The 24,887-nt window shown below is 64.9% G+C and carries 25 protein-coding genes; 13 read left to right on the forward strand and 12 right to left on the reverse strand.

Annotated features, from left to right (window positions below; genetic code table 11):
* Position 1: 1 nt before the first annotated feature.
* From JAB1_RS26340 to JAB1_RS26360, 5 genes are all read right to left on the reverse strand, one after another.
* A complete protein-coding gene (locus tag JAB1_RS26340; RefSeq protein WP_070282524.1) occupies positions 2 to 1,261 on the reverse strand; it encodes an extracellular solute-binding protein in 1,260 nt (419 codons plus the stop codon).
* Positions 1,262 to 1,392: 131 nt separating this feature from the next.
* Positions 1,393 to 2,406, reverse strand: coding sequence for an SIS domain-containing protein (locus JAB1_RS26345; RefSeq protein ID WP_034781837.1), 1,014 nt, complete (start codon positions 2,404 to 2,406; stop codon positions 1,393 to 1,395).
* The gene (nagA, locus tag JAB1_RS26350; RefSeq protein WP_070282526.1) at positions 2,396 to 3,508 is read right to left on the reverse strand and encodes an N-acetylglucosamine-6-phosphate deacetylase; all 1,113 of its coding nucleotides are present in this window, start codon (positions 3,506 to 3,508) and stop codon (positions 2,396 to 2,398) included. The genes JAB1_RS26345 and nagA overlap by 11 nt, the downstream gene beginning before the upstream one ends.
* Positions 3,505 to 4,239: a GntR family transcriptional regulator gene (locus JAB1_RS26355; RefSeq protein ID WP_070282815.1), complete on the reverse strand. Its 735-nt coding sequence runs from the start codon at positions 4,237 to 4,239 to the stop codon at positions 3,505 to 3,507. Before JAB1_RS26355 ends, nagA begins: the two co-directional genes overlap by 4 nt.
* A gap of 2 nt (positions 4,240 to 4,241) precedes the next feature.
* The gene (locus JAB1_RS26360; protein WP_070282528.1) at positions 4,242 to 5,114 is read right to left on the reverse strand and encodes a BadF/BadG/BcrA/BcrD ATPase family protein; all 873 of its coding nucleotides are present in this window, start codon (positions 5,112 to 5,114) and stop codon (positions 4,242 to 4,244) included.
* Positions 5,115 to 5,450: 336 nt separating this feature from the next.
* Between JAB1_RS26360 and JAB1_RS26365 the strand changes: the two genes are divergently transcribed.
* The gene (locus tag JAB1_RS26365) at positions 5,451 to 5,738 is read left to right on the forward strand and encodes a hypothetical protein (protein WP_034759823.1); all 288 of its coding nucleotides are present in this window, start codon (positions 5,451 to 5,453) and stop codon (positions 5,736 to 5,738) included.
* 51 nt (positions 5,739 to 5,789) lie between these two features.
* Here JAB1_RS26365 and JAB1_RS26370 read toward each other — a convergent pair whose 3' ends face one another.
* Positions 5,790 to 6,062: a hypothetical protein gene (locus JAB1_RS26370; RefSeq protein WP_139144691.1), complete on the reverse strand. Its 273-nt coding sequence runs from the start codon at positions 6,060 to 6,062 to the stop codon at positions 5,790 to 5,792.
* A 413-nt stretch (positions 6,063 to 6,475) separates the two neighbouring features.
* On the opposite strand from JAB1_RS26370, the gene JAB1_RS26375 reads away from it, so the two are divergent.
* The 8 genes from JAB1_RS26375 to JAB1_RS26410 all read left to right on the forward strand — a co-directional run bounded on the left by JAB1_RS26375 (position 6,476) and on the right by JAB1_RS26410 (position 14,019).
* Positions 6,476 to 7,000, forward strand: coding sequence for a hypothetical protein (locus JAB1_RS26375; protein WP_070282533.1), 525 nt, complete (start codon positions 6,476 to 6,478; stop codon positions 6,998 to 7,000).
* A gap of 51 nt (positions 7,001 to 7,051) precedes the next feature.
* The gene (locus JAB1_RS26380; RefSeq protein WP_070282534.1) at positions 7,052 to 8,686 is read left to right on the forward strand and encodes an ExeA family protein; all 1,635 of its coding nucleotides are present in this window, start codon (positions 7,052 to 7,054) and stop codon (positions 8,684 to 8,686) included.
* A gap of 1 nt (position 8,687) precedes the next feature.
* Complete coding sequence (locus tag JAB1_RS30605) at positions 8,688 to 9,395, forward strand: general secretion pathway protein GspB (protein ID WP_070282535.1); 708 nt, start codon at positions 8,688 to 8,690, stop codon at positions 9,393 to 9,395.
* 101 nt (positions 9,396 to 9,496) lie between these two features.
* Positions 9,497 to 10,957: an alkaline phosphatase family protein gene (locus JAB1_RS26390; protein ID WP_083300015.1), complete on the forward strand. Its 1,461-nt coding sequence runs from the start codon at positions 9,497 to 9,499 to the stop codon at positions 10,955 to 10,957.
* A gap of 95 nt (positions 10,958 to 11,052) precedes the next feature.
* On the forward strand, positions 11,053 to 11,577 hold the full coding sequence (mobB, locus tag JAB1_RS26395; protein WP_070282542.1) for a molybdopterin-guanine dinucleotide biosynthesis protein B: 525 nt from the start codon (positions 11,053 to 11,055) through the stop codon (positions 11,575 to 11,577).
* 57 nt (positions 11,578 to 11,634) lie between these two features.
* Complete coding sequence (locus tag JAB1_RS26400) at positions 11,635 to 11,835, forward strand: YjfB family protein (protein WP_034781856.1); 201 nt, start codon at positions 11,635 to 11,637, stop codon at positions 11,833 to 11,835.
* A gap of 241 nt (positions 11,836 to 12,076) precedes the next feature.
* The gene (locus JAB1_RS26405) at positions 12,077 to 12,379 is read left to right on the forward strand and encodes a DUF2282 domain-containing protein (RefSeq protein WP_070282544.1); all 303 of its coding nucleotides are present in this window, start codon (positions 12,077 to 12,079) and stop codon (positions 12,377 to 12,379) included.
* Between the two features lie 17 nt (positions 12,380 to 12,396).
* Positions 12,397 to 14,019 carry a DUF692 family multinuclear iron-containing protein gene (locus tag JAB1_RS26410; protein WP_070282546.1) on the forward strand — a complete coding sequence of 541 codons (1,623 nt, stop codon included), beginning with the start codon at positions 12,397 to 12,399 and terminating at the stop codon, positions 14,017 to 14,019.
* Positions 14,020 to 14,023: 4 nt separating this feature from the next.
* Here the strand turns inward: JAB1_RS26410 and JAB1_RS26415 are convergent, their stop codons facing one another.
* The 3 genes from JAB1_RS26415 to fumC all read right to left on the reverse strand — a co-directional run bounded on the left by JAB1_RS26415 (position 14,024) and on the right by fumC (position 16,145).
* Positions 14,024 to 14,308: a hypothetical protein gene (locus JAB1_RS26415; protein ID WP_034781863.1), complete on the reverse strand. Its 285-nt coding sequence runs from the start codon at positions 14,306 to 14,308 to the stop codon at positions 14,024 to 14,026.
* 124 nt (positions 14,309 to 14,432) lie between these two features.
* Positions 14,433 to 14,654: an RNA-binding S4 domain-containing protein gene (locus tag JAB1_RS26420; protein ID WP_034781865.1), complete on the reverse strand. Its 222-nt coding sequence runs from the start codon at positions 14,652 to 14,654 to the stop codon at positions 14,433 to 14,435.
* A gap of 96 nt (positions 14,655 to 14,750) precedes the next feature.
* The gene (gene fumC / locus JAB1_RS26425; protein ID WP_070282549.1) at positions 14,751 to 16,145 is read right to left on the reverse strand and encodes a class II fumarate hydratase; all 1,395 of its coding nucleotides are present in this window, start codon (positions 16,143 to 16,145) and stop codon (positions 14,751 to 14,753) included.
* A gap of 172 nt (positions 16,146 to 16,317) precedes the next feature.
* Here fumC and JAB1_RS30045 point away from each other — a divergent pair, with 172 nt between their 5' ends.
* Positions 16,318 to 17,442 (forward strand): hypothetical protein, encoded by a 1,125-nt coding sequence (locus JAB1_RS30045; RefSeq protein WP_070282551.1) that lies wholly within the window; start codon positions 16,318 to 16,320, stop codon positions 17,440 to 17,442.
* A 422-nt stretch (positions 17,443 to 17,864) separates the two neighbouring features.
* Here JAB1_RS30045 and JAB1_RS26435 read toward each other — a convergent pair whose 3' ends face one another.
* On the reverse strand, positions 17,865 to 18,116 hold the full coding sequence (locus tag JAB1_RS26435; protein ID WP_254672258.1) for a flagellar protein FliT: 252 nt from the start codon (positions 18,114 to 18,116) through the stop codon (positions 17,865 to 17,867).
* A gap of 288 nt (positions 18,117 to 18,404) precedes the next feature.
* On the opposite strand from JAB1_RS26435, the gene JAB1_RS26440 reads away from it, so the two are divergent.
* From JAB1_RS26440 to JAB1_RS26450, 3 genes are all read left to right on the forward strand, one after another.
* On the forward strand, positions 18,405 to 20,489 hold the full coding sequence (locus tag JAB1_RS26440) for a M13 family metallopeptidase (RefSeq protein ID WP_254672260.1): 2,085 nt from the start codon (positions 18,405 to 18,407) through the stop codon (positions 20,487 to 20,489).
* A gap of 68 nt (positions 20,490 to 20,557) precedes the next feature.
* Complete coding sequence (locus JAB1_RS26445) at positions 20,558 to 21,202, forward strand: class I SAM-dependent methyltransferase (RefSeq protein ID WP_070282817.1); 645 nt, start codon at positions 20,558 to 20,560, stop codon at positions 21,200 to 21,202.
* Between the two features lie 174 nt (positions 21,203 to 21,376).
* Positions 21,377 to 21,562, forward strand: a complete 186-nt coding sequence (locus JAB1_RS26450) for a CsbD family protein (protein WP_034759763.1) — start codon at positions 21,377 to 21,379, stop codon at positions 21,560 to 21,562.
* Between the two features lie 72 nt (positions 21,563 to 21,634).
* On the opposite strand, the gene JAB1_RS26455 is transcribed toward JAB1_RS26450, so the two are convergent.
* Together JAB1_RS26455 and JAB1_RS26460 are read right to left on the reverse strand one after the other, a co-directional pair.
* The gene (locus JAB1_RS26455) at positions 21,635 to 23,842 is read right to left on the reverse strand and encodes a S9 family peptidase (RefSeq protein WP_070282556.1); all 2,208 of its coding nucleotides are present in this window, start codon (positions 23,840 to 23,842) and stop codon (positions 21,635 to 21,637) included.
* A 192-nt stretch (positions 23,843 to 24,034) separates the two neighbouring features.
* Complete coding sequence (locus JAB1_RS26460; protein WP_070282558.1) at positions 24,035 to 24,874, reverse strand: PhzF family phenazine biosynthesis protein; 840 nt, start codon at positions 24,872 to 24,874, stop codon at positions 24,035 to 24,037.
* Positions 24,875 to 24,887: the final 13 nt, after the last annotated feature.

The following is a 24,887-nucleotide window of genomic DNA, read 5'->3' on the forward strand; positions in this document are numbered from 1 at the left end:
CTCAGTGGCGCGGCAGGGTGGCCAGCTTGCGGTTCCAGATGGCGACGGCCTGGTCCAGCGCCAGCTTCACATCCTGCTTGCCCGTCACGCCCGCCTCGACGGCTTTCACCAGCGAGCGGCGCAACTCGTCGTAGTCGTCGATGCCGGCCACGTACAGGGTGCGCGAGTGGCCCATCGACAGGGCGCCGGCGGCCACCGCTTTTTCGGCCGCACCCGCGTTCTGCGGCGTGGCGAGGAAGAACGGGTCGGCCGCCGCTTTCACCGTGGTGGGGAAGACGCTGGCCTGCTTGGCGAAGGCCAGCTGGTTCTCGTCGTTCGTCAGGAAGCGCGCGAACTTGCCGACCGATGGCAGCTGGCGCGCCGGCACGCCTTTCGGAATGGCGAAGTGCACCAGCCAGCCGCCGTCGGCGATGCCGGTCGGGCCCAGCGGCGCGGGCGCCACGTCGGTGATGGCGTAGATGTCTTTCGCATCGCCGCGGATGCGCTGCATGGCCGTGGGCGGCGCCAGCAGCATGCCCAGGCGGCCGCCCTTGTAGGCGTCGATCACGGCGGGGAAATTGTCTTCGGCGAACAGGCTTTCCTTCAGCAGGCCGCCCACTTTATAGGTGTCGGCCAGTTTCTGCACCAGCGCCACGTGCTGCGGCGAATTGAAGACGGCGCGGTTGCCGGTGATGACGGCCAGGCCCTGCTGCATGAACAGGCCATCGATCTTCGACAGGGCGGGCGCGATGCCGGCCTTGCCCGTGCGTTGCGCGATCTGCCGCGCGTACGCCAGTTGTTCATCGAGGCTGGCGGGGCCGCGCGTGAGTCCCGCCTGCTTGAAAATGGCGGTATTGAAGGCGATCACCGCGACATTGCTGTACATGGGGAAGCCGTAGGTGCGGCCTTTGAAGCGCAAGTCGTCCAGGGCGCTGGGAATGTAGCTGGCGCGCGCTTCCTTGATCAGGCCATCGACGGGCGTGAGCAAGCCGTCGCGCGCAAATTCGTCGGCCCAGGGTACGTTCAGGCTGACCAGCGCGGGCGGCGTGCCGGCCACGATGCGCGTGACCAGCTTGGTCTGGATGACGTCCCACGGGAAGTCGATCCATTCGATCTTGACGTCGGGATTCTGCGCCTCATAGCGCGCCACCACCGCATTGAAATACGGCGTGAACTTGGGCTTCATGCTGAAGGTCCAGAATTCGATTTTCTCGGCAGCCCATGCCTGCGGCGCGAGCAGGCCCGCGCAGGCAACAACCGCCAACAGTCTCTTAATCGTCATTTTTATCCTGGAGTGTGGCGCTCCAATGTCCATGAGTCCGCGGCGCGGGTACATGCCCTTGCCGTCGCTTATATTCGGGTGCTTCTGCCGGCAGCCCCGCCCCGTGCCGGGGGCGGGTTGCCGGGTACTGCTTAATTGGTTTTCGTGACCTTGCTCAGGTGACGCGGCGCATCCGGGTCCATGCCGCGCGCGGCCGACAGTTTCGCCGCCATCACGTAGAAGGACTGGATGGCGACGATCGGGTCGAGGTCCGGCGTGGCCGCCACGGGCAGGGTCAGGTCGCGCTCGGCCACATCGCTTGGCGCCGCCAGCAAGACCTTGGCGCCACGGCCGCGCATCTCCGTTGCCAGCTGCAGCAGGCCGGCTTGCGTCGGGCCGCGCGTGGCGAAAATCAGCAGCGGGTAACCGTCTTCGATCAGGGCCATCGGGCCGTGCTTGATTTCGGCGCCGCTGAAGGCTTCCGCCTGCAGGGCCGAGGTTTCCTTGAATTTCAGCGCCGCTTCCAGCGCCACGGGGAAGCTGATGCCGCGTCCCACGACCATGATGTTGCGGGCCGGAGCCAGCACGTCGATGGCGGGCGACCAGTCGACGCGGGTCGCTTCGAGCAGCGCTTCAGGCAGCGCTTCCAGGCCCGCCTGCAGCTCAGGGTCGTTCTGCCACTGGGCCACCATACGCGCGCCGGCGACCAGGCTGGTGATGAAGCTCTTCGTCGCGGCGACGCTTTGTTCCTTGCCGGCGCGCAGGGGCATGGCCCATTCGGCGGCATGCGCCAGCGGCGACTCGATATCGTTGACCAGGGCCACGGTGGTGGCGCCGCCGTCGCGGAAGTAGCGGATCGGCTCGACCACGTCAGGGCTCTGGCCCGATTGCGAAATCGAGATGGCCAGCGTGTCGCGCGTCACCAGCGGCGACTTGTTCAGGGTCACCAGCGACATCGGCAGGGACGCGACGACACGGCCCAGGCGCGCCATGATCAGGTAGGCGACGTAGTTGCAGGCGTGGTCCGAGCTGCCGCGCGCGATGGTCAGCGCGGTCGAGAACGAGGTGCTCCTCAATTTGCGGCCCAGTTCCGCGTAGCGTTCCGTGTCGCTGGCCAGTTGCAGGGCGACGCATTCGGCGGCGGAAATGGCTTCTTTAAGCATCATTGAGGTCACAGATTTCTCCTTCTATATACACAGCTTTGAGTTTGAGATCGCGATCGAGTACCACCAGATCGGCGTAAGTACCGGGGGCCAGCCGGCCGCGTTCTTCCAGGCCCAGGTAATCGGCGGCATTGGTCGACACGCGCTTGGACGCGTCGGCCAGGTCCAGTCCCAGTCCCACCAGGTTGCGCAGCGCCTGGTCCAGGGTCAGGGTGCTGCCCGCCAGCGTGCCGTCGGGCAGACGCACGCCGCCCATGCATTTCTGCACGGCGTGGCGGCCCAGCATGTATTCGCCGTCCGGCATGCCGGTGGCGGCGGTCGAATCGGTGACGCAGTACAGGCGCGGGATGGCGCGCAGGGCCACCTTGATGGCGCCCGGATGCACATGCAGCAGGTCGGGGATCAGTTCGGCGTATTCGGCGTGCGCCAGGGCGGCGCCGACCATGCCAGGCTCGCGGTGGTGCAGGCCGCTCATGGCGTTGAACAGATGCGTGAAACCCATGGCGCCGTGTTCCAGCGCGGCCACGCCGTCTTCATAGGAACCGAGCGTGTGGCCGATCTGCACGCGCACGCCGGCATCGGCCAGGGCGCGCACCAGGTCCAGGTGGCCGGCGATTTCCGGCGCGACGGTGATGACGCGCAGCTTGGCCAGGGTTTGCAGGCGTTCGATTTCGGCCAGGTTGGCGGCGCGCGCATAGTTCGGCTGCGCCCCCAGCTTGCCGGAATTGATGTACGGGCCTTCCAGGTGGGCGCCCAGCACGCGCGCCGTGTTCGGGCGGCGGTGGTTGGCGGCGATGCCGATGGCCGTCAGGGCCATGTCGATATCTTCCGGCGGCGCCGTCATGGTGGTGGCCAGCAGGCTGGTGGTGCCATGGCGCGCGTGGATGGCCGCGATGGTGTAGACGGCTTCGCCGCCTTCCATGATGTCCTTGCCGGCGCCGCCGTGCACGTGCAGGTCGATAAAGCCCGGCAAAATATAGTCGTCGCTGTTGCCCGACGGGTGAATGGATTCGCCTGTGATGCTGTCAACGCGCTCGCCGAAGGCGATGGCGCCGTGGATCCAGCCGCCGGGGGTAAGGATATTGCCTTTGATAGTGCTGCTCATCTGCGCGACTCCGCTACGAATTCATAATAATCACTGCGGCAATACGAGTGGGTCAGTTCCACCGCTGCGCCGTTGTCGAGATAACTGACACGGGTGATGTGCAGCATGGCTTCACCCGTCTTGATATTGGCCAGCTTGGCCTGTTCCGCCGTGGCGTTGACGGCGCGGATATGCTGCAGCGCGCGCATCGGGATGGTGCCGCGCGACTCCAGGTAGCCGTACAGCGAATCGGTCACCTGCTGCGGGTCCGGCATGTAGAGCGCGGGGATGGTGGTCGTTTCGATCGCCATCACCACTTCGTCGGCCGTGCGCAGGCGGCGCAAGCGCGCCACCGGCATGTGCGGCGACAATCCCAGCGACAGCAGCTCCAGCGGCGCGGCCGCGCCGATATCGCGCTGCAGCCAGCGCGAGCCGGCGGTAAATCCCCGTTGGCGCAACTCTTCCGAAAAGCTCGTCAGGCGCGACAGCGGCTGTTCCAGCTTGGGCGTGATGTAGGTGCCCGAGCCGCGCTTGCGCGTCAGCATGCCCCGGTCGCACAGCATGTCGATGGCCTTGCGCGCCGTGACGCGCGAAATTTCCAGGATGTCCGACAGTACGCGCTCGGAAGGCAAGGCCTGGTTGGCGCGCCAGTCGCCGCTGGCGATGCCGTCCGACAGCATGTTCGCCAGTTGCATGTAGAGCGGCGTGTCGCTGGCCGGATTGGGTTTGAAGGCGGACAGTTTGGCCAGCATGGTCATTGCTCCTGCAAGTGCTTGCGTATCAGGCGCAGGCCGCCTGCGGCCGAGTCGCCCTGTGCCGGCACGACCAGTTGCAATAAGTCCGCCGGCAGGTAGCTCGACAAGGGCGCCGCCAGGCCGCCGCACAGGGCCACGGGCAAGGTGCCAGCCGGATCGAGCGCCCTGGCGATGAGGGCGATCTGCTGCCCCGCATCCGTCAGGATGGTGCGCGCCACCGCATTGCTGGCCGCGTGTTCGAGCACCAGCCGCGCCAGTTGCGCGAAATTGGTCTGGCTGGCGGCGGCCAGCCACACCTGCATGGCGTCGCGCTGGCCGCCGCAGGCATCGATGATGGCCGTGGCGAAGGCGCTGCCGGGCACGCGCCCGTCGACCACCTGCTGCGCGTGGTTGATGGCGCGCATACCGATCCAGGCGCCGCCCGCCTCGTCGCCCGAGGGGAAGCCCCAGCCGCCCACTTCATGGCGGCTGCCGTCCGCGTGCAGCACTTCGCCCACGCTGCCCGTGCCGATGGCAACGATGGCGCCCGGCTGGCCCGCGTGCGCGCCCAGCAGGGTGGTCAGTGCATCGGATTCGAGTGCCACAAAGGCATAGCCGGGATTGTGTTCGACGAAGCTGGCGGCCCACTGCTTGTTGTGCACGCCGGCCAGGCCCAGGCCGATGGCCATGCGCTGCAGCGGCGGCTGTTCCAGGCCGGCGGCGCGGAAGGCCAGGGTGACGGCATGCGCCACGGATGTCCAGGCCCGTTCGATGCCCAGTCCCAGGCCGGAAGGGCCGCTTTGTCCCTGCGCCAGTTCCTGGCCGTCGAGGCGCGCCAGGCGTACGCGGGTTCCGCTGCCCCCGCCGTCGACGCCGATTATGTATTCGATCATGTTGTGCAGTCCCGCGTTTGGTTGAATGCGCCTGTCTCGGTTCTTTTATTTGTCGGGCGGCGAAAAAGCTGAAGGCACTATATTGTCGCCCAGATGGCTTGTCAACAGGTATTTAAGTGGTATTAACAAATGCGTTGCGCGATAGCGCGCCATGCCCGAGGGCGTGATTGCAAGTGTTTGTTAATAAAGGAGTTTTTGTGGGTCGTGAATGGTATTGAAATTGGCCTTGTTTAATGCCAATTTTTTCAGACTGGTCTGTGCCGCGCGCTGCAGTATTGCTTGGCAAGGGGCGCCATGAAGAGTAAAGTCCGCCTTTTACACCTGAGTTGGAAGAGCATGATGAACGACAAGGCAGCAAAGAGCGAGTACTGGGACGACTGGCAGCAAGAGGCGCTGGCCGCCGGCGTGTCGGCGCCGCTGGCCGCGCTGGGCATGGAAATGATGCGCACGCACCGCAAGAACCGCTGGCCGAAGGATTTCCTGGGCCGCGAAAGCGATGGCCCGGTCATGATCGAAATGTGCCTGGAAGACGAGGCGGAAACGGAATTGTTCTTTATCGAGAACCTGTATCCCTACGATGCGGCGCTGATCGAAAAGACGCGCCGCCGCCTGTGCCTGCACTGATAGTGCGCTGACGTGTGAATGGAACGGCCGCCTTGCGCGGCCGTTTTCACGTCAGGTACTGAATTTTTCGCTGCTGGGGCGCGCGCGCATGCGCAGGCTGAGCAGCAAGATGGCGACCAGCAACAGCGAATGGGTGCCCGGTTCATGCGGGCCGGAGGCGTGCCGGCTGGCGTTCGGTGACTGGAAGCTGGCCAGTTGCATGGCCAGGGTGGCGGGCGCCGCCTGGTAGGCGGCCACTTGAATCGGCGGCGTGTCTGCCGCATGCATGTTGCCAGCGGCCCAGAACGACAGGGCCGCGCCCAGCAAGATCATCTTTCTCATCATATTGTTTGTTTCCGCCGAGGGCTGTAAGTCGATGACACATGGTCCCGCCGTATGCCGGCCCATGTCCTGTCCCCAGTTGGTATGCTTTCCGGCGCTGCTCATGCCGCACCGAAATGATATCTATTTATAAATTTCGTGTATTAAAACATAATAAAATCAAAATGCAAACGTCTTTTTGCAAATAAGTGCATGCGCTGCCTGTGCTTGTTGGGCGGGATTCATTGCATGGGGGAAATGACGTGGCATTTTCATGGGGGAGTGTCATAATGGCCCAGGCATTTCCGCCCAGGCATGGAGTAGATGATGAGCAAGGCACAGGACAGCAAGAAGGAAGCCAAGAAGGAACCGGCCAAGACCATGAAGGAAAAGAAGGAAGCCAAGAAGGTCAAGAAAGAAGAGCGCAAGCACTGATCATGCGCGTGCGCCGTGCATTGATGCGCCCGTGGCGTGCGCCGGCCCTGCTGGCGGCGTTCGCCTTGCTGGCCATTGGCGTGCCCGTGTCCGGCGTGCTGGCGCAGCAAAAGCCGCCGCCGTCCACGTTCGGGCAAGTGGTGGGCAATGCCGTGCTGTGCATCGACCAGATCGACAACAAGGCCTTCTATGCCTATTTGCTGACGGCCTTCGGCCCGGCCTACAAGCATGAAGGGGGCGCCTACTGGTTCCGCACGGACGCCACTTTGTGGGGCGCGCCGATTACCGACGTGATCGTTAGCGACGACACCAGCCCCCTCGTCTTCATGGGCGTGGTGGCGGACTCGACGCCGGAAAAGCTGGAACCCGCCATCCGCAGCGCCTCGGGCCTGCGTTTCAATAAACTCGACAATTCCGCCTTTCCTGTCCGTGGTTCCGTGCCTGGCAGTAAAATCGTCTACTTCCGTAGCAAGGCGAAAGTGTATTGCGCCAAATACAAGCCGTTGCCGCCCGCCCGCACCCGATGAGGGATTCGGCCTGGCGCCGCGCATTTTGATCGTTTCATCCGCAGGGTCTCCATGTACACGCATTATTTCCAGCTCAAGCAATCGCCGTTCTCGATCGCCCCCGATCCGCGCTACCTGTTCATGAGCGAACGCCACCGCGAAGCGCTGGCGCACCTGCTGTATGGCGTGGGCAGCGGCGGCGGCTTCGTGCTGCTGACGGGAGAAATCGGCGCCGGCAAGACCACCGTGTGCCGTTGCTTCATGGAGCAGATTCCGGAAAACTGCCAGCTCGCGTATATCTTCAATCCGAAACTGTCCGTCGAGGAATTGCTGCTGTCGATCTGCGAGGAATTCCGCATCGCCGTGGCGCCCGGCGTGGCCAGCGTGAAAGGCTATGTCGACGCCATCAATGCGCACCTGCTGGCCAGCCATGCGCAGGGCAAGAACAATGTGCTGATCATCGACGAAGCGCAAAACCTGTCCGCCGCCGTGCTGGAGCAGTTGCGTTTGCTGACCAATCTGGAGACGAGCGAGCGCAAGCTGCTGCAGATCATCCTCATCGGCCAGCCGGAATTGCGCGCCATGCTGGCCCGGCCGGAACTGGAGCAGCTGGCGCAGCGCGTGATCGCCCGCTATCACCTGGGGTCGCTGACGGCGGACGAAACGGCCAGTTATATCCGCCACCGCCTGGCCGTGGCGGGCAGCACGGCGCAGACGCCGTTCGCGCCGCGCCTGATGGCGCCCATCCATGCCATGAGCCACGGCGTGCCGCGCCGCATCAACCTGCTGTGCGACCGCGCGTTGCTGGGCGCCTACGTGGAAAACCAGCCGCAGGTGACGCGCCAGATCCTGCGCCGTGCCGCCGAGGAAGTGTTTGCGGAAGAGGGCAAGCCGGCTGCCGGACGGGGCCTGCGCTGGGTCCACGTGACGGGCGGCGTGCTGGCCGGCGCCGTGGTCACGGCCGCGCTGGCCTGGCATTTCATGCCGCGCCCGTCCGTTGTGCCCGCTGTACCTGCCGTGGCAGCCTCTGTGCCGGCCGCATCCAGCGTGGTGGTTGCCGCCGCATCCGCGCCCGCGCCCGTCAGCGTGCCGGACCGCAATGCCGTACTGCGCCAGCTGGCCAGCCTGTGGGGCGAGCAGTTGCCGGCCGGCGACGCTTGCCAGGCGGGCGCCCGCGCCGGCCTGCGCTGCCTGCACAGCCGGGGCGGCATCGCCGAGCTGCGCGTGCTGGACCGTCCCGCCATGCTGGCCTTACGTGGTGCGGAGGGTGTGGAACAGCTGGCCCTGCTGACGCGCTTGCAGGACGAGACCGCCACACTGATGCTCGATGGAAAACAGCAAAGCCTGCCGCTGGCCCAGTTGGCGCAGCGCAGCGATGGCAGTTTCACGACCTTCTGGCGCGCCCCGCGCAACTGGCGTGACGAAGTGCCGCTGGGTGCCCGCGGCGCCGACGTGGACTGGCTGGCGCAGCGCCTGGCGCAACAGCAGGGCTTGCCGGCGCCGGCGGCCAATCTGCCGCTTGATGCCGAGATGCAAGGCCTGTTGCGTGCCTTCCAGCAGCGCCAGAACCTGCGGGCCGATGGCCTGGCAGGCCCGAAAACATTCATACGCCTGATGCAGCTGGGTGACAATTCGGAGCCGCGCCTGAGCAGCGCAGCTCCTGCCGTGGCGGCGCCCGCTGCGACGGCGCTGGTGGCGGGGAAATAAGATGTCCTACATACTTGAAGCACTGAAAAAATCGCAAGCCGAGCGCCAGCTGGGCGAGTTGCCGTCGATCCACGCACCGCAGGTGCAGCTGCACGACACCGCCGCGTCCGGCGTGGCGCGGCGTGCGCCCGTCTGGCTGGCGCTGGGTGGCGTGACGGTGGCCGTGGCTGCCGCGCTGCTGCTGTGGCTGCCTTGGCAGGCAGTGGCCAACGCGCCTGCGGCGATTCCTGTCGTTCCAGCCGTGCTGGCCCAGGCCGTGCCCGCGCCGATGCCGGCAGCGCCGCCACCAGCGGCTCCCGCGCCTGCGCCAGTTCCCGTCGCACAAGTCCCCCCCGTGCCGGCGGTGGTCACCGCCGCTCCCGTGCACCATGCCAGACCGGTGCCGGAGCCGAAACAAGAGTCGCCAGGGCAGGCGGCTCCGCCTGTCCCCGCTCCCGCTGCGGCGCCGGCCATGCCCGCGCCCGCGCCGTCAGCCGAAGAGACCGTGCCCGGCATGCGCGACTTGCCCGAGCCGATACAGCGGCAAATCCCCCCGGTCGCTATCGGCGGCTATATCTACTCGAAGAATCCGGCCGACCGCCTGTTGTTGATCGACAAGGTACTGCGCCACGAAGGCGAGGAGCTGGCGCCCGGCCTGGTGCTGGAAAAGTTGCAGCCGAAGGCAGCCATCTTCAGTTTCAAGGGTTACCGCTACCGCGTGCCGTATTGAGCTGTTGCGCATCAAGACCGGACCGCCAACGCTGAACCATACTGGTCAGGCCTGGTCGAACCAGGGTCGCTGCGACCGTGTGCGCGGCCGGGGGAGTTCCGATGATTGCTGCCGCCGCTGGTGAGGGTGTCCTTGATGTGGGTGTGCCTGGAAACCTGGCGCACATCGACCATATTGTCGTGCTGATGATGGAAAACCGCTCGTTTGACCACATGCTCGGCTACCTGAGCCTGGAAGGCGGGCGCGCCGACATCGACGGCTTGCAGGCCAGCCATGCCAACGTGCATGCGGGCGTGACCTACCCCGTGCACCATTTGCGGCGCACGGCCTTTGGCCCGCAGCAAGACCCGTCGCATACGGGCATGTCGGTGGCGCAGCAATTGCAAAACAATAACGGCGGCTTTGTCGACGACTATGCGCAAACGCATCCGGGCGACCCCGACATCGACCTGGTCATGGGTTATTACAATGGCGCCGACTTGCCCATGTACGATTTCCTGGCGCAGCAGTTCTGCGTCTGCGACCGCTGCTACAGTTCCGTGCCGGGGGCTACCTGGCCCAACCGCCTGTATGCGCTCAGCGGCAAGGCGGCCGGCAGCCACGACAGCAAGCGCGTGCCCCTGTATGCGAACAAGTCCTTCGTGCGCCACCTCGAGCGTGCCCAGGTCAGCTGGAAATTTTATTCCGCCTGGAAGCCTTGGAGCCTGGCGCTGACGGACGACCATTACCGCTCGTCCGAATGGTACGAACCGTTCGGCTCCAGCGCGCGCCGCTATGGCTTCATCGGCGATGCCCTGGCGGGTGCCTTGCCTTCGGTCAGCTGGATCGATCCGCATTTCTTTGAGAATGACGACCATCCGCCAGCCGATATCCGCGCCGGCCAGGCGCTGGTGGCGCAGGTCTACCAGGCCCTGTCGCGCGGTCCCGACTGGACGCGCACCTTGCTGATCCTCAGCTATGACGAACACGGCGGCTTTTTCGACCATGTGCCGCCTGGCCCCGCCATCGACGACGACCCCGCGTTTCGCCGCTACGGCGTGCGCGTGCCCATGCTGCTGGTGTCGCCGCTGATCGCGCCGGGCAGCGTCAGCCACGAAGTGGTCGACCACACGTCGATCATCAAGACCATCCTGCAGCGCTTTTGCCGCGCCGCCGATGGCGCCTTGCCCCAGATGGGCGCGCGCGTGGCGGCCGCCAGCGGTCTGGGGAACGTGCTGACCCTGGCGCAGCCGCGCACGGCGCCTGCCGTGCCCGCCGTCGTGCTGGCGCAGCGCGCCGCATGGGAGGCGGATGTGCGGGCGCAGGATTTCATGCCGCTGGCGCCCGCCTGCCCGTCTGATGGCGAGGTGGCCGCCGCTGCCGCTGCCCCGTCTCAATCCGATGCCGAGGCGGGCGCGATCGCCGCCCACCGGCAATTGGCGCGCATGGCCAGGAATGCGCAGGCGGTGAAAAATCAAACGGCGAATAAAACGGCGGGCAGGACGGCGGACAGGCGCCGGCGGCAGGGCGGCAAGCCGGCGTCCGCCGGCGCCGGGAATGGCGGAAAATCCACAGGCGCTTGACCTGGGCGATAAGGTGGGCAATGCACGGCGCCTCTGCCAGGCGGTGGCGCCCGTGGGGCTGCGTATAATCATTCCTTCTCAATCAAGGAGTGACCATGCACGATGCGATGCCCGCACACCCGGTACTTGGTGTGATCGGCCGTTCCGGTAGCGGCAAGACGACCTTGCTGGAATTTGTGGTGAAGGAACTGGCGGCGCGCGGCTTGCGCGTCAACCTGGTCAAGCACAGCCACCATGATCTGGCGCTGGAGCCGCCGCAAAAGGACAGCGCCCGCCTGCGCCTGGCCGGTGCCGCGGAAGTGCTGGTGGCGTCGCCGTACCGCTTTGCCATCGTGCATGAGCTGCGCGGCGCGCCGGAACCGAGCCTGGCGCAGCAATTGTCCCGCATGGGGCCGGCAGACCTGACCCTGGTCGAAGGTTTCAAGACGGACCCCATCCCCAAGCTGGAAGTGTTCCGCCCGGAAGTGGGGCAAGCGCCCCTGTATCCGCACGACCCGCATGTGGTCGCCGTCGCGTCCGACAGCCCGGCGCCGGCCGATTTGCGCGAGGGCGTAGCATGGCTGGACTTGAATGCGCGCGAGCACGTATTGGCCTGGCTGCTGCACAGATTGGAAAAATAAGCTAAAGGTTTGCCGGCGGCATCCGTTAACAAGGGTAGAACCTCATTGGAGAAACGTATGGACGTCGGAAGCATTGCTCAACTGTCAACCACGATGGCGGAGACAGGCACGCGGCAAGCCGTCGGCTTGACTGTCCTCAAAAAAGCCCAGGATATCCAAAGCTCGACCGCCACGGCCTTGCTGGCAGCGCTGCCACCGGTACAGTCGGCGCCGAGCCTGCCGGCCCACCTCGGTAACCGCATCAACACGACAGCCTGAGCGCAGTCCCGCGGCGCCGGTCTGGCGCTCGCCATCGCTATGCCCACACCACCGTCATCGACGGTGGCGAGTGGGCGTTTTTGTCTGTCTTCCTGCCTTCCCTTCCTTCCTGTAAAATTGACTAATTGACCATGGTTCGCCATGGCGCGGCCGATTCAGTAAAATGATGTCCACCACCTCGCGTTGCCCATGGCGCAGCCCGGGACGCGCCATCACTTTGACCCATGCAAGAGGAATCACCATGAACAAACGTCAAGCTCTCATCGCTGCCGCCCTCGCGGGCATCTGCGCCGGCACCACCATCAACGCGGCCGCACACGATGGCCCCGCCCCTGGCGACAAGGAAAAATGCTATGGCGTGGCCAAGGCGGGGCAGAACGATTGCGCCTCGTCCGATGGCGCGCATTCCTGCGCCGGCCAGGCGGAAGCGGACAACCTGCCCACGGAATGGACGTATGTTGCCAAGGGCACGTGCGAACAGGCGGGCGGTTCCGTCAAGCCCATCAAGGCCGGCAAGGCTGTCAAGCCGGCCACGCAACCGTAAGCGTCCGCCGCCTGCTCATGCCGCCGACCATCCAGGCGCTTGCCGGCGTCGGCCTGCGCGCCGTGCACTACCGCGACTTCCTGGCGCGCCGGCCCAAGGTGGGCTGGCTGGAAGTACACACTGAAAATTATCTGCAGCCATCGGGCTGGGATCATCATGTGCTGCAGACTCTGCGCCAGGATTACCCGATCAGCCTGCATGGCGTGGGCCTGGGCCTGGGTTCCGCGCGCGGTTTTTCCGAGGCGCACCTGCAGCGCGTGCGCGCCGTGGCCGAGCGCATCGAGCCCGCCCTCGTGTCGGAACACCTGTGCTGGGGCGCCGTGGCGCAGCGGCAACTCAACGATCTGTTGCCGCTGGCCTTGAATGGCGCCGCCCTCGATTTGCTGTGCGCCAGAGTGGGGCGGGTGCAGGATGTGCTGAAAAGGCCGATCTTGCTGGAGAATGTCTCCACTTACCTGCGTTTTGCCGACGATGCCATGAGCGAGGCGCAATTCCTGGCGGAACTGGCGCGCCGCAGCGGCTGCGGGCTGCTGCTCGATATCAATAACTTGTATGTGAACCAGTGCAACCACGGCGAAGACGCCTTGACGGCCATGCAGTCCATTGCGCCGGGTAGCGTGGGTGAGCTGCACCTGGGCGGCCATCTGCTGACGCCGCATGCCGTGGTCGATCACCATGGCGCCGCCGTGGCCGATCCCGTCTGGGACTTGTATGCGGCCGCCTTGCTGCGCTTTGGCGCCGTGCCCACCCTGGTCGAATGGGATACGGATCTACCGCCGCTGGATATCCTGCTGGGCGAGGCGGACAAGGCGCAGGCCATGCTGGCGCGCCATGTGCCGCAGATCCCATGGCAGGGAGCGGCGCTGCCGTCCTCGCCAGCGCCAGTGCCGCTCGACGCGCTGGCGGCTGGCCAGCAAGCGTTTGCCGCAGCCTTGCTGGATACGGCGGCAGCCTTGCCGCCGTTCGCGGGAGACGCGGTGCCGCAGCGTTTTTCACTGTACCGCGGCAGCCTGGGCGCCAACTGGCGCCGCACGCTGAGCCAGGTCTACCCCGTCGTGCTGGCGCTGGTGGGGGAGGAGTTCTTTGGCGGCCTGGCGCACGCGTATGGCCGGAAGATGCCATCCGATAGCGCTGATTTGAATCAGTTTGGCGCCCGTTTCGCCGATTTTCTCGCTGTGTTCCCGCCCGTGGCGGAGTTGCCCTATCTGCCGGACATGGCGCGCCTGGAATGGGCCTTGCACCTGGCACATTACGCAGCCGATGCGCAGGGCCTGGCGCCAGAGGCGCTGGCCGCCCTGCATCCCGATCAACTGGAAGCACACTGTTTTACCTTGCATCCCGCTTGCGTTTTGCTGGCGTCCGGCTGGCAGGTGGCGGCCCTATGGCAGGCGCATCAGGATGGTGAAGGGCAGGGGATGTTTCCGCAAGAGATGCAGGTGGCCAGCTACGCGCTGGTATGCCGGACGCGCTGGAAGGCGCAAGTGCTGGTACTGGATGCGGCCGCGCATGCGGCATTGCTGGCTTTGCAGCAGGGACAGGCCTTTGGCGCCGCGCTCGATGCGGCGTTCGAGCTGGATCCGGCATTTGACCTGGCCGCATACTTGCGCCAGTGGCTGGCGCATGCGGTATTGACGGCGTGACGGCTTATTCGAAGGCCCGCAGCACGCGCGCTTCGCCTGTCTGATCGCGGTACAGGGTATTCGCGGCCAGGGTGGCGTCCATCATGCGCGTCACTTGCTCTTCTTCAAAGCGGGCCAGCTCGGCTGTGGCCGCGACGAGGGCCAGTTCCAGCCTGGCGCGCGCCCCCTGGTACAGGCTGCTGGTGTATTTGTCTGTGTTACGCAGCAATTCTTCCGCGTTTTCTATTACCTGGCGCAAGTCGCCGATCAGGCGTTCCTGGCTGCGCGTACCTTGTTCGGGATGGTCCATGGCGCTTCCCTTCTGCAATCGATATTTATCTGACAATAACGACATGTTGCAGCTTGATCCAGGCAACCGGCTGGCAGCGGTGAGGGCTGAACGCATGGGGCTGCTTTCGCGCCCCATGCCGGCATCAAGCGGGGCCGACGACCGTGATACGGATATCGCCCACGCTGACGACCTGGCCGGCGCGGATCTTGGCGGTCTTGCGCAATTCCTTCTTGCCATCGACCTTCACCACGCCGCTATCGACCATGACCTTGCCTGCGCCACCGCTGTCGCACAGGCCTACCAGCTTCAACAGCTGGTTCAGCTCGACGAACTCGGATGTTAAATCAAAGCTTACTTTTTGCATTGTATCCCTTATTGCAATGATGTGTTTTAAACACTTGATGACGACCTCAACTAATCCCTAGTTTACCTGAAGCCGCCAGCAATGCAGGGTGCAGCCTCAGCTTTTGTTGGGACGCGTCATCTCCAGGGGCACGATCCAGGCACTGAATTGTTCTTCCGTCACAAAGCCCAGGGCCAGCGCCGCTTCCTTCAGGGTCGTGCCTTCATGCTGGGCCTGCTTGGCGATTTGCGCCGCCTTGTCGTAGCCGATGTGCGGCGCCAGCGCCGTGACCAGCATCAAGGAACGCTCCATCAGTTCGGCGATGCGTTCGCGGTTCGGCGCGATGCCGTGGGCGCAATGCTCGTCGAAGCTGCGCATGCCGTCGCCCAGCAGGCGCGCGCTTTGCAGAAAGTTGTGCGCAATCAAGGGTTTGAAGACATTCAGCTCGAAATTGCCCGAGGCGCCGCCCACCGTGATGGCGACGTCGTTGCCGAAGACCTGGCAGCACAGCATGGTCAGCGCTTCGCACTGGGTAGGATTGACCTTGCCCGGCATGATGGAGCTGCCCGGCTCATTTTCGGGGATGGTGATTTCGCCCAGGCCGGAACGGGGACCGGAGGCCATCCAGCGCACGTCGTTGGCGATTTTCATCAGGGCCGTGGCCAGGGTTTTCAGCGCGCCATGGGCGGCGACGAGGGCGTCGTGGGCGGCCAGGGCGGCGAACTTGTTGCTGGCCGTCTCGAACGGCTGGCCCGTCAGGCGCGCCAGCTCGGCCGCGATGCGGCCGGCAAATTCCACGTGGGCATTCAAGCCCGTGCCCACGGCCGTGCCGCCGGCGGCCAGTTGCAGCAGCGGCGGCAACGCTGCCGTGATGATGTGCTCGGCAAAGTCCAGTTGCGCCACGTAGCCGGAAAATTCCTGGCCCAGGGTCAGCGGCGTCGCATCCTGCAAATGGGTGCGGCCGATCTTGACGATGTCGGCAAATTCCGTGGCTTTCGCATCCAGGGTGGCGCGCAGCTGGCGCAGCGGCGGCAAGACCGTGTTGGCAACGGCCAGGGCGGCGGCCACGTGGATGGCGGTCGGAAAGATATCGTTCGAGGACTGGCCCAGGTTGACGTCGTCGTTCGGGTGCAGCAGGCGCTCGGCGCCCCGCAAGCCGCCGATCAGCTCGGAACCGCGGTTGGCCAGCACTTCGTTCATGTTCATATTGCTTTGCGTGCCAGAGCCCGTCTGCCAGACGGCCAGCGGGAATTCCGCGTCGTGCTTGCCGGCCAGCACTTCGTCGGCCGCCTGCGTGATGGCGATGGCTTTCTTGCCATCCAATAGACCCAGGTCCAGGTTGACGTGGGCGGCCGCGCGCTTGACGGTGGCCAGGGCGGCGATCAGTTCGGGCGGCATCTTTTCCGTGGAAATGTGGAAGTGCTCGAGCGAGCGCTGCGTTTGCGCTCCCCACAGCCGGTCGGCGGGTACGTCGATCGGGCCGAAACTGTCGCGTTCGATTCTGCTACTCATGACATCCCTTTCATCGATAGAGGTGGATCGAGTGTACTCCAGGCGCAAAAAAGGCACAGGATGATGCTGTAATGCATCATTTTTACCCTGGCCTATCTATATTTTTGCGTTTTCCTGCCGTTAAAGACAGGCGAGTTCCCCTTATTTACCCTGTTATCAAAGTGATCAGTCCATGCAGAGCAGCAGTCTTCCCCGTTGGTCCCTGATCGCGTGCGCCGCCGCCAGCCTGGCCTTGCCGCCCGTCATGGCGGCCGAACTGGGTGAGATGGCCGTGCTGTCGCATGTGGGCCAGCCGCTGCTGGCCGAAATCGAACTGACGGCCCTGGCGCCCGAGGAAACCAGCGGCGTGGCCGTGCGCCTGGCTTCGCCCGATGTGTACCGCGGTGGCGGCATCGGCATGGATCCGGCCCTGCAAACCTTGACGATCAGCCCGCTAGAACGCGGCGGGCGCCACTATGTGCGCGTGAGTACCCGGCAAGCGATCCAGGCGGGCCATGTGCATCTGTATTTGTTGCTGGGCAGTGGCAATGGCGCCGTCGTGCGCCTGGGCACCGTGTGGCTGACGGCGGCCCCGCCTGCTGCCGCTGCCGTCAGTGCGCCAGTCCGGCCCGCGATTCCGTTGCCTGCGCCCGTATCCGCACCGTTGCCACGGGCTGCGGCCGGCGCGCCGTCGCCCGATGCCGCCGCGCTGGCGGCCCGCGCGCGCGCCGAGGGCCTCGTGCGCCCGGCGCGTGTGTTCGTGCCGCCGCCGGCCGCGCCCGCGCCGGCTGTACCCGCGTTGCGTCCGGCGCCGTTGCGCCGCGCGACGGCGCCCGTCGCCGCCTGCGCGCCGCAGGCCAATGTGGAGCAGGCGCAAGCGTGCGTGGCGCTGGATGAGAAAAACGCGGCTTTGAATGAGAAGCTCGGCGAATTGGAAGGCAAGCTTGGCGCCTTGCAAAAGGCGCTGGCTCAGCCTGCCACCGCTGCCGCCGTCGCTGCGCCTGCTGCCGCGCCGGCCGAGGCGCGGGTGCCGCATGCCAAGCCCAAGCCCCTGGTGCCGCCAGCGGGCGAGAAGGCGGCGGGCGGCAATGGCTTGCTGTGGCTTGGCATCGGCACTCTGGTCTTCCTGTTGCTGACGGCGGTCATCGTGTATGTCGCGCGCAAGCGCAAGCAGGCGGCCGGGCCGGGCGCGCCGTCGAAATACTGGGTCTTGCTGCGCAAGCCCTTCAGCCGCAAGAAGAAGGATGTGCCCGTGCTGACGGAAGCGGTGGAAGGCGGGGTAGGGGCCGAGCCGGAACCGGAGCCGTTCTCGCGTTAACGCGATGCAAGGCGGCACGACAATTTGATATAAAAAAAGATATTGAAAAAATACATGGAAACGCTTGCCAATCGCGTTGCTTATTTCTTAAAGATGGTGATATGATTAATTCAGTGGACTTGCTCTACGATAAAACAGCCCCAGCCTGGCGCAGTCACCAACGATAGTGTGGCGCGGCAAACAGGTGTAGCGTTGCATAAACGCCTGGGTCTGGAAGCGGTTTGCGATGCCGACGATGTGCTCGCGAACGCCGGATGCAACCGGCAGCGAGGCGACGCCAGGAGATACCTGGGGCTCGCCTTCCAAATTCCCCCACCCCCCCCTCCTTGCCTGGTACCGCAGATGGCGCGCTCCCTGGCGCGGAGGCAGACGCAAAAAAAGCACCCGCAGGTGCTTTTGTCGTTCCTGGTGCGGCAAGTTTCTTACATGCGGGCGCGCGAACCTGGCATGGCGCTCGGCACCTGCGTCATCCACGGTTCCGTGATGCTGCGGATTTCGCGGTCATTTGCCAGGATTTGCTTGAGCAAGTCGATCTTGCGCAGGCGCGAGGCGCCGGCCAGGGCTGGTACCTTGCCTGTCATGGTCGCGCTGGCGGCGCTGGCGCACTGGTTTTCCAGGGTATCCAAGCCATCCCAGTCGCTCGAACGTGCGGCCACGACCATTTTATTGGTCATTCCTGCAATATTTTCATACATCGAGAGAACGTCGTTGGAGGTCATGAGCACACCCGTAACTAGTGAATGGATTACCGCTTGTCTAGATTAACGGCAGCTCCAACGGGAACTTGAGGGTGTTTTTGAAAAAAAATGAAAATAATTTAGATGATTGCTTGCCTGCTGCCGGAATCGCCTCCCAAGCCGCATGCCTGCTGGCGTCGTGTTGACCGGGGAGTGTGTTGCGGCGCTTCAAAACACGTTATGATTTTGCATACTACTGTCGTTACTTTGCCTGAAAGGATCACCATGCGCGTTGTCACTGCTGCCGCTTCCTCTTTCCCTGCTTCCTGGCGCAAGCGCGCCATGGCGCTGGCCCTGTCCGGCATCGCCCTGGCCGGGGGTGCCGTCCACGCGCATGGCCAGGAGGCGGCCGCCAGTCCTGCCGCCGCGATGGCGGCACCCACGGCTGTCTTGCCCGGCGACGATTTCTACGATTACGTGAATGGCGACTGGCTGCGCGGCACGGAGATTCCCGCCGACCGCAGCAGCTGGGGCTCGTTCGCCATCCTCGCCAATGCGACCAACGAGCGCATCATCTCCCTCGTCGAAGGCCTGGCGGCGGCGCCGCAGGCGGATGCATCGGCGCGCCAGGTCAGCGATTTCTACCGTTCCTGGATGGATGAGTCAGCTATCGAAGCGCAAGGCTGGGCGCCGATCAAGCCGCTGCTGAAGAAGATCGATGGCATACGCGACCAGGCAGGGCTGGCCCGCGCGCTGGGCGAGAGCTTGCGCGCCGATGTCGATCCGCTCAATGCCACCAATTTTTATACGGAAAACCTGTTCGGCCTGTGGGTGGCGCAAGACTTGAACGACACCACGCGCAACGTGGCCTACCTGCTGCAGGGCGGGCTGGGCTTGCCCGACCGCGCGTTCTACCAGGGCGACAGCGCGCGCATGCAGGGCTTGCGCGCGGGCTACCAGGCGCATATCGCCGCCATGCTCAAGCAGGCCAGCTACCGCGATGCGCCGGCCCGTGCCGCGCGCGTGTTTGCGCTGGAGCAGCAAATTGCCGCGAGCCACGCCAGCCGCGAAGATTCGGCCGATGTCGCCAAGGGCAATAACGCGTGGCGTGCAGCCGACTTTGCCAGCAAGGCGCCTGGCCTGGACTGGAAGGCCTTCTTCCAGGCAGCGGGCCTGGGCAGGCAGACGGACTTCATCGTCTGGCATCCGACGGCCATGACGGGCAGCGCGGCGCTGGTGGCGAGCGTGCCGCTGGCCACATGGAAGGATTTCCTGGCCTTCCACGCGATCAACCATTTCAGCACGACCTTGCCGAAGGCCGCCGCCGACCAGCGCTTCGCCTTCTACGGCAGCGCCCTGAGCGGCACGCCGCAGCAGTCGCTGCGCAGCAAGCGCGCGCTGGCGGCAACCAACGCGGCCCTCAGCGACGCCGTCGGCAAGCTGTACGTGGAGCGCTATTTCCCGCCTGAATCGAAAGCCCGCGTACAGGACATGGTGACGAATATCGTCGCCGCCTTCTCGCGCCGCATCGACAAGCTGGACTGGATGGCGCCGGCCACCAAGGCGCAGGCGCAGGAAAAACTCAAGACCCTGTACGTGGGCGTCGGCTATCCGGAACGTTGGGACAACTATGCGGGCTTGCGCGTGGTGCGCGGCGATGCGCTGGGCAATGTGCAGCGGGCGGAACAGTTCCACTACCGGCAGGAGCTGGCCAAGCTGGGCCAGTCGCCTGACCGCAAGGCCTGGGCCATGCCGGCACAGCTGGTCAATGCCGTCAACCTGCCGCTGCAAAATGCGCTGAACTTTCCGGCCGCCATCCTGCAGCCGCCATTTTTCGACCCGCAGGCATCCGATGCGGCCAACTATGGCGGCATCGGCGCCACCATCGGCCACGAGATCAGCCACAGCTTCGATGACCAGGGCGCCCAGTTCGACGCCCAGGGCAAGCTGCGCGACTGGTGGACGCCAGCCGACCTGGCGCACTTCCAGACCGCATCCAGGCAATTGGTGGCGCAGTTCGCGGCCTACAAGCCGTTTCCCGACCTGGCCGTGAATGGCCAGCTGACCCTGAGCGAAAACCTGGCCGACCTGGCCGGCGTGGCGGCCGCGCATGACGCGTTCACCTTGTCGCAGCAGGGCAAGCCGGCGCAGGCGGATGCGGACCGCGATTTCTTCACGGGTTATGGCGTCAGCTGGCGCAGCAAGGCGCGCGAAGCGGCGGCGCGCCAGCAGATCCTCACGGATGGCCATGCGCCGGCGCAATACCGGGCCGCCACCGTGCGCAACCTCGACGCCTGGTACCCGGCCTTCGACGTCCAGCCGGGGCAGCAGCTGTACTTGGCGCCGGAACAGCGCGTGCGCGTCTGGTAGTTATAAAGCGGTGCCAGCGCGCAGTGCCCTGGCACCGTAAAATGGCGGCACATATCGACAGGACCGCCATGAAGCCAACCCCGCCGCAAGACCCGCAAGACCCCATCCACGCCATCACCCATCGCACCCTGGCTCATTACGACGCCAGCGCCGAGCAGTTTTTCGAGGGCACGCGCGACCACGACGTCAGCCAGAACATCGCCGCGCTGCTGGGGGCCATCGGCAAGCCGGCGCCGCTGGATATTCTCGACCTGGGCTGCGGCCCTGGCCGCGATCTGAAAGCGTTCACGGCCATGGGCCACCATGCCACTGGCGTCGATGGCTGTCCCCGCTTCGTCGAGATGGCGCGCGCCTACAGCGGCTGCACTGTCTGGCAGCAGGATTTCATCGACCTCGATCTGCCCGCCACGCACTTCGACGGCGTGTTTGCCAATGCCGTGCTGTTCCACGTGCCCAGCGCCGCCTTGCCCGGCGTGCTGCGCGCTTTGTACGCGTGCCTGAAGCCCGGTGGCGTGCTGTTCAGCTCGAACCCGCGCGGGCAGAACCAGGAAGGCTGGAATGGCGCGCGCTATGGCAGCTATCACGACGAAGCGACGTGGGCCGCCTACGTGCAGGCGGCCGGTTTTACCTTGATCGAGCAGTACTACCGCCCGCCCGGCTTGCCGCGCGACCAGCAGCCGTGGCTGGCCACCGTCTGGCGCAAGCCCGTGTGATCGCCGATATTGGCGCAAATTGAGCATGTGTTAGGAACCGTACAGAGCCTTTGATTCCCCTTGCGTACTATGGATACATCGACACGCAGCAAGCAGTTTGCAACAGCGTGTGAGCCGCAGTACCGGCCCTTCGGGGCCGGACAACAGATGTACCAACTACAGTGAGGATCCATCATGAACAAAGATCAAGTCGAAGGTAAACTGAAGGAAGTCGGCGGTAAAATCCAGGAAGCCGCTGGCAAAGTCGTCGGCAGCGAAGAACAGCAAGCCAAGGGTCTGGCAAACCAGGTCGAAGGCAAAGTGCAGAAGAAGGTTGGCGACGTCAAGGATGCGGTCGAGACCGTTACGCGCAAACCTTAAGCTGACGCACGCTCAATAAAAAAACCGCCGCCTGTCGCGAGACAGGCGGTGGTTTTTATTTGTGGGCGCGCTTTACTTCGCTACGCCCAGGTTCTGCTTGAAGAACATTTCAATTTTCTTGTACACGTGGCGCTGGCCCGCGCGCGACGAGATGCCGTGCTTGGCGCCCGGGTACGTCATCAGGTCGAACTGCACGCCGCGGTTCACCAGCGCGTCGATCAGGCGGGTGCTGTTGCTGAACAGGACGTTATCGTCGGCCATGCCGTGCACCAGCAGCAGCGGCGACTTCAGGCCGTCGAGGTGGGCGAACACGGTACTGGCCTTGTAGCCATCGACGTTTTCCTTCGGCATGCCGAGGAATTGCTCCGTGTAGTGGGTGTCGTACAGCGACCAGTCGGTGACGGGCGCCACCGATACGCCCATGGCGATCTTGTCGGACGCGGCCGACAGCAAGCGCAGGGTCATGAAGCCGCCGTAGCTCCAGCCGAACACGCCGATGCGTTTCGCGTCCACGAAGCTTTGCTTGCCCAGCCAGTCGATGCCGACCAGCTGGTCCGCCACTTCCGCTGCGCCCAGGTTGTGATAGATGGCGTCCGTGAATGCGCGCTCGCGGCGCGACGAACCGCGGTTATCGAGGCGGAAGACGACAAAGCCCTGCTGCGCCATGTACTGGTCGAAGTTGTTGCCCCAGCGGCGAGCCACGTGCTGCGAGTGCGGGCCGCCATACGTCGACAGGTAGACGGGGTAGCGTTTGCTTGCGTCGAAGTTCGACGGCTTGACGATGGAGTAGTACAGCGTCTGGCCATCGTTGGCTTTCAGGGTGCCGTACTCCGTCGGCAGGTGGTCCGCCTTGTATTTCGCGTATGGGTGGCTGGCGTTCAGCGCGTTTTCTTCCAGCCAGCCCACCATGGCGCCGTCCGGACGGCGGATACTCACTTGCGGCGGCGTGGCCGGGTCGGAATACGTGTCGACAAACACTTCGCCATTGCTCGAGAACTTCGTGTCGTGCCAGCCGTCGGCTTTCGTCACGCGCTGCGGCTTGTCGGCCGTGCTGCCATCGAGGGCCAGCGCGTAGGTCTGCTTGTCGATCACGGCGTCGCGGTTCGAGGACACATACACCTTGCCGGTTTTTTCATTCACGGCCAGCACGCTGTCGATGCCCCATGCGCCCGAAGTGACCGGGCGCAGCAGCTTGCCGCCCATGTCGTACAAATACAGATGGTTGCGGCCCGTGCGTTCGGACGACCAGAGGAAGGTGCCGTTCGACAGGAAGCGCAGGTCGTCATGGATGCTGACCCAGGTCTTCGACGTTTCCGTCAGCAGTGTGCGCTGCGCCAACGTGGCTGCATCAACTGCCACCAAATCGAGGGTCTTCTGGTCGCGCGACTGGCGCTGGTACACGAGCGACTTGCTGTCCGCGCTCCAGTCGGCGCGCACCAGGTAGATGTCCGGGTTCGTGCCCAGGTCCACCTGGCGCTGCGCGCCCGTTTCCGGCGAGACGATCAGCAGTTGCACCAGCACGTTCGGGTCGCCGGCAGCCGGGTAGCGCTGCTCGACGACGTCGGTGCGGTCGGCGAAGATTTCGAAGCGGCGCACGACGGGCACGGGCGCTTCGTCATAGCGTTTATACGCGATGGCGGAATCGTCGGGAGCCCAGTAGTAGCCGGTGCGCTGGCCCATTTCTTCCTGCGCCACGAATTCGGCTTCGCCGTTGCGGATGGTGCCCTTGCCATCGGTCGTCAGCTGGCGTTCCTTGTTTGTCTTGAGGTCGATGACATAGATGTTCTGGTCGCGCACGAACGACACATAGCGGCCTTTCGGCGAGATTTTCGGATCGAGCACATTGCCCTTGGCGACCAGGCGCGCCTTGTCCGGATGGGCCGCGTCGACCAGGTACAGATTGCCGGCCAGCGGCACCAGTAGCTGCTTGCCATCGGGCGACCAGCTGTAGCTGAGAATGCCGTTCAGGCTGGCCGTGCGCTCGCGTTCGCGGCGCGCCTGCTCTTCGGGCGAAATCGTTTCATTCGGCACCAGCGCCTTGGAGTCGACCAGGCGGTGCGTGCTCTTGTCCTTCAGCTTGAATTCCCACAGGTCGAGCTGGAACTGGTTGTCGGCGCGGCCGCGCAGGAACGTGACGCGCTCGCCGTCGGGCGAGACCTTCAGGTTGCGCACGCCGGGGCCGGCCAGCGCCGGATCGGCGTGGATGCGTTCCAGGGTCAGCTTTTCAGCCGATGCGGGAACGCTGGCCATCGCGGCCAGAAAACAAAGAATAAAACGCATGGATGTCTCGGTAGTTGGAGGAATGAATGGCTCTGCATGCAAAAAGGCGCGCTTGAGCGTTGCCTAAGCGTAAGACGATACCAGAGCGTGCCTGTTTATGCGATAGCTCCGGCCACGGAATAAGGCGTTCCTGGCCGTATTTCCTTCGATGGAAATATCCGATCGCCACTCATTCCATGGCGCTTTGCCTGGTCAGGCCAATATCGACCCTGCGACCACGGTCAGGCATGCGCCGCCTATCCAGGCGTGGCCATCGCGGAAATTGACGGACACGCGGCCGTCGCGCTGCAGGCAGGTACCCTGGCGCACGCGGTAGTCGGCGCCCGCCAGCAGGTGCGCGATGCAGGCGTTGGCGCTGCCCGTGACGGGATCCTCGACCAGTGCGCCGTGCTCGCTGAGCAGAGCGCGCACTTCGTAATCGGCCGGCCCGCCGGCGCCGTGCGCGCCGTAGAGGGCCAGTCCGTCAGCGCTTGACGCGGCCAGCAATGCCGTCAGCGCCGCAATGTCGGCATGGACGGCCAGGCAGGCCGCGGCGTCCGGCAGCGGCACGCACAGCCAGCGGATGCCCATGTCGACGATGGTGCCGCCAGCGGCCGTCGCGTCGCCCAGCGCCGTTTGCAGCAGCGGCAGCAGCGCAGAGGGGAGCGTGCGCGCGGTGCAGGGCGGCGCCTGGAACGCCAGCATGCCGCCGGCGCCGCGTTCTATCGGCACCAGGCCGACGCCGCATTCCTGCACGATGCGCGCGCCCTTGGGCTGCATGCCCGCATCGAGCAGGGCATGCGCCGTGCCCAGGGTCGGGTGGCCGGCGAACGGGAATTCCATCTCGGGCGAAAAGATCCGCACGCGGTAATCGGCGGCGGGATCGCGCGGCGCCAGCACGAAGGTGGTTTCCGACAGGCCCGTCCAGCGCGCGATCGCCTGCATCTGCGCGTCATCGAGGCCATTCGCGTCGAGCACCACGGCCAGCGGATTGCCCAGGAAGGGCACCGCGCTGAAGACATCGACTTGCCTGAAGGGGCGTTGTTGCGGCATGGCGGCTTCCTCG

Source organism: Janthinobacterium sp. MP5059B, from assembly GCF_001758645.1.
In the GTDB taxonomy this organism is placed as follows: Bacteria; Pseudomonadota; Gammaproteobacteria; order Burkholderiales; family Burkholderiaceae_D; genus Janthinobacterium; species Janthinobacterium lividum.